8 protein-coding genes and 1 pseudogene are annotated in these 7,020 nt (G+C 67.3%); 2 read left to right on the top strand and 7 right to left on the bottom strand.

Annotated features, from left to right (window positions below; all coding sequences use genetic code 11):
• The 3 genes and pseudogenes from G3N97_RS34700 to G3N97_RS34690 form a co-directional block, all read right to left on the bottom strand.
• Positions 1–251: pseudogene (locus G3N97_RS34700) on the bottom strand (hypothetical protein); the annotation flags it as partial.
• Entirely contained in the window at positions 248–799 is a 552-nt protein-coding gene (locus G3N97_RS34695; protein ID WP_205997373.1) for a sigma-70 family RNA polymerase sigma factor, read from the bottom strand. The gene G3N97_RS34695 and the pseudogene G3N97_RS34700, both read right to left, overlap by 4 nt.
• A gap of 10 nt (positions 800–809) precedes the next feature.
• Complete coding sequence (locus G3N97_RS34690) at positions 810–980, bottom strand: hypothetical protein (RefSeq protein ID WP_205997372.1); 171 nt, start codon at positions 978–980, stop codon at positions 810–812.
• A gap of 596 nt (positions 981–1,576) precedes the next feature.
• On the opposite strand from G3N97_RS34690, the gene hfq reads away from it, so the two are divergent.
• Positions 1,577–2,071 (top strand): RNA chaperone Hfq, encoded by a 495-nt coding sequence (gene hfq, locus G3N97_RS34685; protein WP_205997371.1) that lies wholly within the window; start codon positions 1,577–1,579, stop codon positions 2,069–2,071.
• A 164-nt stretch (positions 2,072–2,235) separates the two neighbouring features.
• Complete coding sequence (locus G3N97_RS34680; protein WP_205997370.1) at positions 2,236–2,412, top strand: hypothetical protein; 177 nt, start codon at positions 2,236–2,238, stop codon at positions 2,410–2,412.
• A 107-nt stretch (positions 2,413–2,519) separates the two neighbouring features.
• On the opposite strand, the gene G3N97_RS34675 is transcribed toward G3N97_RS34680, so the two are convergent.
• The 4 genes from G3N97_RS34675 to G3N97_RS34660 are packed head-to-tail and all read right to left on the bottom strand — an operon-like array spanning position 2,520 to position 6,852.
• The gene (locus G3N97_RS34675) at positions 2,520–3,251 is read right to left on the bottom strand and encodes a DUF2968 domain-containing protein (protein WP_205997369.1); all 732 of its coding nucleotides are present in this window, start codon (positions 3,249–3,251) and stop codon (positions 2,520–2,522) included.
• 54 nt (positions 3,252–3,305) lie between these two features.
• Positions 3,306–4,697: a sigma-54 dependent transcriptional regulator gene (locus G3N97_RS34670; protein ID WP_205997368.1), complete on the bottom strand. Its 1,392-nt coding sequence runs from the start codon at positions 4,695–4,697 to the stop codon at positions 3,306–3,308.
• Between the two features lie 9 nt (positions 4,698–4,706).
• Positions 4,707–6,491 (bottom strand): TadG family pilus assembly protein, encoded by a 1,785-nt coding sequence (locus G3N97_RS34665; RefSeq protein WP_205997367.1) that lies wholly within the window; start codon positions 6,489–6,491, stop codon positions 4,707–4,709.
• Position 6,492: 1 nt separating this feature from the next.
• Positions 6,493–6,852 carry a DUF3613 domain-containing protein gene (locus G3N97_RS34660; RefSeq protein WP_205997366.1) on the bottom strand — a complete coding sequence of 120 codons (360 nt, stop codon included), beginning with the start codon at positions 6,850–6,852 and terminating at the stop codon, positions 6,493–6,495.
• Positions 6,853–7,020: the final 168 nt, after the last annotated feature.

Here is a 7,020-nt window from a genome sequence, read left to right as displayed (position 1 = left end):
CCGGCGATCTCACGCGCGTTTCCAGCGTGATTGCAGAGCGACTGCAGCGCGGCCTTCTGCGCGCGATAGGCGGCGATGCGCTGCGCCGCCGCCGGATCGTCACCGAGCCGCGCGAGCAACGCCGATTGCTCGTCGGGCGCGAGTTCGCCGTCGACGAATGCACCCAGCGCCGCCAGGTCGTGACCCGCGAGGCCTGAGTCGGCGTCGGTTTGCGCGCCGGCGCGCTCGCGTTCGAGATCGTCGTCGTTCATCGCATCGTCCCCACGACCCGCAGCGGCGTGGTGCGCCGCGCGGGGTCCTGCGCCGGATCGGCGTCGAGCAGCGCGCGCAGATGCTCGCGCGCGCGCGACAGCCGCGACATCACCGTGCCCGCCGGTACGCCGAGCACGGCGGCCGCCTCGTGATAGCTCAGTTCTTCGACGCAGACGAGCAGCAGCACTTCGCGCTGCGCCGCGGGCAGCACGTAAAGCGCGCGTTGCAGATCGCGAAGCACGAGGCCGTCGACTTCGCCGCGCGGCGCTTCGAGCGTGCGCCACGGCGCGCTGTCGTCGTCGACGGCGATCTCGCGGCGGCCGCGCAACTGGTCGATATAAATATTGCGCAGGATCGTCAGCAGCCACGCACGCAAATTGCTCTCGGGCCGGAACGACGCCGCTTTCGAGAGCGCGCGCTCGGCGGCGTCCTGCACGAGATCGTCGGCCCAGGCGGCGTCGCCGGTGAGCGCGCGCGCAAACCGGCGCATGGCCCCGAGCTGGGCCACGACCTGCGCTTCGAATTCCGCCGACGGGCGGCGCAGCACGGCGCGCCGCTCAGTAGCCGCCCGACGATCCGCTGGTGCCCGAGCTGCCCGACGCGCCGCTCGCGTTCATGTCGCCACACGCGGCGAGGCCCACGCCCGAGACGGCGGCCAGCGCCACGCATGCAAAACAGGCGAGGAACCGGCGAAAGTGTTGGGTGGTGCGCTGGATGGTCCGCTTCATGATCGTCTCCTGCTGAACGAGCCGTCGGGCTCAGATCGCTGCATGGCTGCATGGCTGCATGGCTGCATGGCTGCATGGCTGCAATACGCGGTAAACGTTGTGACCCGAACGCTTATTCCTCGCGCGTGCGTCGCCGCACGGTTTTCGTCCGGGTCGCGCGCAAAAATGAACAGGCACTAGAATTGACGATCATCGCGGCGCGACGGTCGTGCCCGTTCACGCGGCGGGATCATTGCGGATTTCGACAGTAATCGGGTACAGGTGGGCACATGCGGATACATTGGCGCACATTCAGACGTATTCAGATGCGCAAACCGCCGCCCGATGCACTACGCTGTTGAACGGATGAACCATGCGCGCGTCGTACTGTCACAGTCCGGACGAGCACGCTGGTGTATCGTGCCCGGCTTGCCCGCGCAGACGGCCTGTCCCCGCTCATGGCGGGACCGGCAAACGGCGGCACCGGCCGCGACCCGGTATAGTTCTGCAGTAAAGTAGGTAACCGCACGCGCGCTTCGCCGACACAGGGTAGAATCCCCGGCAAGCAAACGTTTCCAATGAATTGCGGCATCGAGCCGCCCGGCTAAAATTCGTCCATGCCTTCCGCAGAATCGCACCCGCAAAACGACTTCATGAACGCCGCGCGCAAAGAGCGCAAGCGCGTTGAAATCTATCTGGTCAACGGCATCCGCCTGACCGGATGCATCGAGTCGTTCGATCAGTACCTGGTGATGCTGCGCACGCCCGTTGGCTTGCAAGGCATCTATAAACGCGCCATCTCCACCATCCAGCTCGACACCGGCACGCGTCCGGGGCCGCGCACGCCGCGCCCTTCGCACGGCGAGCACACGAGCCGCGGTCCGCACGGTAGTCACGGCGGCCATGGCGGCCACGGCCCGCGCGAATCCCGCGAGCCGCGGGAGCCCCGTGAACCTCGCGAGCCGCGCGAATCGTGGTCGGCGCCCGCCGCGCCGTCGGATCGTCCGGCCAGCGGCGGTCAGGACGCCCCGGTCGTCGTCACGCGTCGCCGCCGCCTTTATGGCGCGGTGAACAACGGCGGTAACGGCGGCGAAGGCAACGGCAACAGCTAAGCCATCTCAGCACCCTCCCGACAAAACGCGCGCACACTCTGCGCGCGTTTTGCTTTGTGGGCGAAGAAGCGGCGCGAACTCCGCGCGAAGTGAACCTCGCCTGCGCTCAGGGTTTTGCCCTTTGCGTTATGCTGACAGCGACCCTCCTCGCCCCGGAGCACGCCATGTCCGCCACCAAGCCGTCTTCCCCGCCGCCCGCCCCGCAGGATCCGCTCGACGAAGCACTCGAAGAGACCTTCCCGGCCAGCGATCCGATTTCCATCGATCCCCCGCCCGCCGAGCGCGAGCCCGCCGACAAGGCCAAAAAGCACGACAGCCCGCGCCACCACGGCAAGCACTGACGCGCGCCAACGACAAAAGGGCGGTGCGCCCGAAGCGCCCGCCCTTGAGTCCTGGCAGTTTTACGTTTGCCGGAGCGCCCGCTTAAGAGGCGCTCCAGGCGCGTGCATCAGTGCGCCGGCAAACCACCTTCCACCTGACGCTGCAGCTCGCGAACCTGACGCTGCACCTCACGCAGTTGATCCTGCGCCTGCGACTTCTCGGCCTGCAGCGCGTTCGCCTGGTCGCGCGTCTGCTTCTGCTGGTCCGCGACGATCGCCTGCTGCTGGCGTGCGACCGTGAGGTCGGCCTGCAGACGGTTCGCGTGGTCCTGCGTCAGCGCGATCATGCGTGCCGTGAACGCCTTCTGCGCTTCGAGACGCGTGCGGCGCAGCTCGACGTCCGACAACTGGACCGTCTTCTGTGCGAAGTCGCGATAAATCGCTTCCGCGCGCTGCTCGTCGCTCGTCTTGATCACGCGCCAGAACGTCTTGTTCTGGAACAAGGCCACGTAGTACGTCATTTCCTTGCCGTTGAACAGCAGGCTGGCGCCGTACGTGCCGTTGTAGGTCGTGCGCAATTCATTGAGTTCCGAGCCACGAATCAATTGCTGCAGTTCCGCGACGTTACCGGCTGCGTTCTGCTGGGCCTCATCCGGCGTCAGCGCCGTGGACTGGCTGCCCGGCAACGGCTGTGCAGCCGCAGCGGGCTGTGCCTGCACGGCAACAGCCGAATCGTCCTGCGACGCAGCGACCGGCGCTGCCGCGGTCTGCGGCAAGGGCTGGGCGCAACCGGTTTCGAAACCCCCGATCAACATCAGAGCGGCAAACGCAACCTGCCGAACTCTCCACTTGTAGTCCATGAAGTACCTGTTTGGAACAGTTCTATTTTTAGGTTTTACAAATCGGCACAATTATTACTCACTTTCACCGGTTGCGGGTTCCTCGTCGAAAATTTGGTACTTACGAATCTTTTCCCACAACACCTTGCGGCTGATGCCGAGATACTGCGCCGTGTCCTTGCGGCGCCAACCATTGGCGTCGAGCGCGGACAGCAGCCGGCTGCGCTCCGCCATGTCCCACTTGCTGCGATCGACGACCGGCGCGACCGGTTCGGCGACGGCCTGCGGCTGCGCGCCGCCTGAACCCGCCAGCAGTCGACGCAGGCGCTGGGCGTCCCACGCGCCCATCTGCCGCACCGTCACGCCGACCCGTTCGGCCAGGTTGCGCAGCTCGCGCACATTGCCCGCGAAGCGCATCGCCGCCACCGAATCGGCGAGCCAGTACGGCAGCTCGGGCAGCGATTCGAGCCGGTCCTCGCCCACCACCGTCGAGACGAAGGCCTTGAAGAGCGCGATCTTGTCGACGGCGCCGCGATCTTCGAGCGACGGCACGATCAGCTCGATCACCGCGAGCCGGTAGTAAAGATCGGCGCGAAACGTTCCGTCCTTCACGAGTTGCGGCAACTGCCGGTTGGTCGCCGCGACGAGCCGGAAATCCACCTTCAGCGGCGTGGCCGAGCCGATGCGCGTGACCGAGCCGTCTTCGAGCACGCGCAGCAGCTTGACCTGCTGATACAGCGGCAGATCGCCGATTTCGTCGAGAAACAGCGTGCCGCCGTCGGCTTGCTCGAAGTAACCCTTGTGCGCGACGGCCGCGCCCGTGAACGAGCCCTTCGCGTGACCGAAGAACAGCGATTCGAACAGGCCGTCCGGAATCGCGCCGCAGTTCACGGCGACGAACGGCCCCGTGCCGTAGCGGCTGTGCTTGCGATGCAGCAGTTCGGCGATGCGCTCCTTGCCCACGCCGGTCTCGCCGTGCACGAGCACGCTGGTGTCGCAATCGGCGAAGGTCTCGACTTCCTTGAGCAGCGCACGCATGGTTTCCGATTCGGCGACGAGCACGTCCGCGCCCGCCGTCTGCGCCGAATGCGCGCGCATCTGGATCATCAGCTTCGAGATCAGGCCGCGCAGCTCGGCGCAGGTGAAGTCGAGCGGCAGCACGTGCGAATACTCGTTCGGATACATCGTCGGGTCGTTGTCGCGCGGCGCGGCGCCGACCCAGATCACCGGCAGACCGTGCGTGGCCTGCCAGTCGCGCAGCATCAGCGCGCCGGTGTCGATCACGCTCACGCTGACCACGGCAATCGACGGGCGCGCGGCGATGCGCTGCGCGGAGATCGCCGTATCGTCGGCGCGGATCACTTCGACATCGAGACTCGCCATGCAGCGCGCGACGCGCTCGACGATATCGGCTTTGCCTTCCCAGACATACAGATCGAGTTCCTCGATCGGGGTGGTGGTTCTCATCGTGGGTTCTTATTGAACGAGTGAAGCGACGCCGCACATGAGCGGATAGCCGGTGACGTTCGCCACGCCAACCTGCACGCCGAGGAGCTGGAGCAAGGGCCCGATAAGCGCCGTGTCGAGTGCGTTCAGCAGCGGGTTGAGCAGCGTGGCAAGCAGACCGGTGATCGCGCTCGCGATGGCGCCGAGGCCGAGGTTGATGCCGAGGAGATTCACGGCCAGGTTGTTCGGGTTGCTCAACTGGGTCGACAGGCTGCTCAGCGCATTGCCGATCGAGCCGCCGAGCTGGTTGGTGTTGGGCGTGGTGCTCGTGAGCTGCTTGCCGGTGCCGTCGAACGTGAGGTCCCAGACCTGCGGCGAGTTGAGCCCGATCGAAAGCCCGGCCGTCACGCTGATCAGTCCGGCGACATTGAGCAGCGTGCCCGCCTGCCCGCTGCACTGGCCCGACTGAAGCTGGGCGGCGGTCGTCGGCGGATTGCCCACGCACAGATTCGCGATGCCGGTTTTCACTTCGACGACGTAGCGGCTCGCGGCCGCCGTGGTCGAGCACTGCGCGGAGGCGAGCCCCGCAGTGGCGGGCGCGACTTCCACGTACAGCGGCACGTTCAAGGTCAGCAGACTGCCGAGGCCGGCGATCGACTGGCCGCCGAAGCCGAGATTGAGCGCCACGGCCACCTGCGCGTTGTGCGCCTGGGTGCGCCACGGCGGCGGCGGATTGCCCGGATTCGGCCCCGCCTGACCGACGGCGATCGACGGCGGCGACAACACGTTGACGCTCAGCGACGCCAGCGTCGGCAGAATCGAGCTGACCACGGGCAGGCTGTTCAGATTCAGCTGCACGGCGACCGGCGACTTGCCCGCCTGCGCGATCTCGGCGGCCACGATCAGCATCTGCAATGCGTTGACCGAGACGTTGGCGGCCGACTGCGCGTCCGCGAGGCCGAGCGACAGCAGCGCGGTGCCGCCGGTCTCGCTGGCAATCGCGATCTTCGTCGCCGAGGTGGTGGCCACGCTCGCGAACGCCGTGAGTCCGGCCACGGCCGCGCCCACGTCCGCGGTCAGCGTGCCGTCCTGCTGCACGGCGCTCGCGAGCACGCTGGCGATATTCGCGACCGTCGCGTTCGCGCTGAGCAGGCCGTTGACCGTGCCGACGTTCGCGGCGGCCGCGATATCGGCGAGCTTGACGTTCGCATTGGCGATGCCGTTCCACGACGCCACGCTCAGGTTGACGGCCGTGCCGCCCAGCAGCGAACTGAGCATGCCGTTGAGCAGATTGACCTGCGCGAGCGTCGTGGCCACCGCGAACGAACCGATGATGGTCGATTGCGCCGTGGCGGTCGCGGTGATCTGACGCGGCAGCAGGTTGAGGAAGAAGAACGGCACGGTCTGCGTCACCGTCACCGCCACGCCGTTATACGGCGTGCTGCCGTTCGGCGTAAAGCCCATGTACGCCGAGCCGTTGGCCTGCTGGCCGGTCTGATCCCAGCGTCCGCAGACGACCGACAGCGTGCTCGACGTGCCCTGCGCCGTGAAGCCGTTGGTGCTGGCGTTCGCGATCGCGACGGCCTTCGGCTGCGTGCAGGTGTCGTCCATCTGCTGCGCGGCGGCGAGCGCCGCGAAATCGGCGACGTTCTGCAGCGCGCGCTTCTGGAAATAGACGTTGGCGATGTCGATCACGCCGAGCGCCGCGACCGCGAAGAACACCGCGAAAGCGGCGATCATCGCGATCGAGCCGCGTTGCCGCCGCGCGCTCGCACGCTCGCGCCGACTGCGCCGCACTTCGATGCGCCGCGCCATGTCAGTAAGCGCCGCCCGACGCGCCGCCGCTCTGGCCGCCGCCCGCCGTCCCGCCCGATTTCACCGACGAGCCGAAGGTCGCCGGAATCTCCGTATCGAACGACTTGAGATAGCGCTTGTACGCGTAGCCCGCTTCCGCGCCGAGCATCGGCTGCGCGGGCGCCGCGGCGCTGTTGCTGCGCTGGATCGCGAGCCACGACTGCGCGGCATGGCCGATCTCGCTGTTGCGCGGCGCAACGCCGCCCGTGTTGCCGACTGCGTCGTCGTCCTGCGCGTGCGCCGGATGCGAGACGGCGAGCAGCGTCAGCGCGAGCGCGAGCGCGAAGCGCCAGCCGAATCGGCCGCCGATGCGCTTGAGCATGTCGGCCTGCGTGAGCGCGGATCGCTGCGCCAAGGTCGTGGTTTTTGCGTTCGTTTTCATTGTTCTCTCCCCGGAAGATGTCGCGCCGCCCTACTGCGCGACGCGCTGGACGAGGCGCGGCTGCGCATCGCTGCCGGGCCATCCGCCCGCGCTTCCCGCGCTGCCCGA

The organism is Paraburkholderia sp. Ac-20347, assembly GCF_017104805.1.
Lineage (GTDB): Bacteria > Pseudomonadota > Gammaproteobacteria > Burkholderiales > Burkholderiaceae > Paraburkholderia > Paraburkholderia tropica.
This window is presented reverse-complemented; position numbering and strand designations above follow the sequence as displayed.

Bases quoted from the DNA above. Each gene is read 5' to 3' on its own strand.
- G3N97_RS34665 (WP_205997367.1), bottom strand. From the start codon at position 6,491: ATGGCGCGGCGCATCGAAGTGCGGCGCAGTCGGCGCGAGCGTGCGAGC.
- G3N97_RS34690 (WP_205997372.1), bottom strand. From the start codon at position 980: ATGAAGCGGACCATCCAGCGCACCACCCAACACTTTCGCCGGTTCCTC.
- hfq (WP_205997371.1), top strand. From the start codon at position 1,577: ATGCCTTCCGCAGAATCGCACCCGCAAAACGACTTCATGAACGCCGCG.
- G3N97_RS34675 (WP_205997369.1), bottom strand. From the start codon at position 3,251: ATGGACTACAAGTGGAGAGTTCGGCAGGTTGCGTTTGCCGCTCTGATG.
- G3N97_RS34670 (WP_205997368.1), bottom strand. From the start codon at position 4,697: ATGAGAACCACCACCCCGATCGAGGAACTCGATCTGTATGTCTGGGAA.
- G3N97_RS34680 (WP_205997370.1), top strand. From the start codon at position 2,236: ATGTCCGCCACCAAGCCGTCTTCCCCGCCGCCCGCCCCGCAGGATCCG.
- G3N97_RS34660 (WP_205997366.1), bottom strand. From the start codon at position 6,852: ATGCTCAAGCGCATCGGCGGCCGATTCGGCTGGCGCTTCGCGCTCGCG.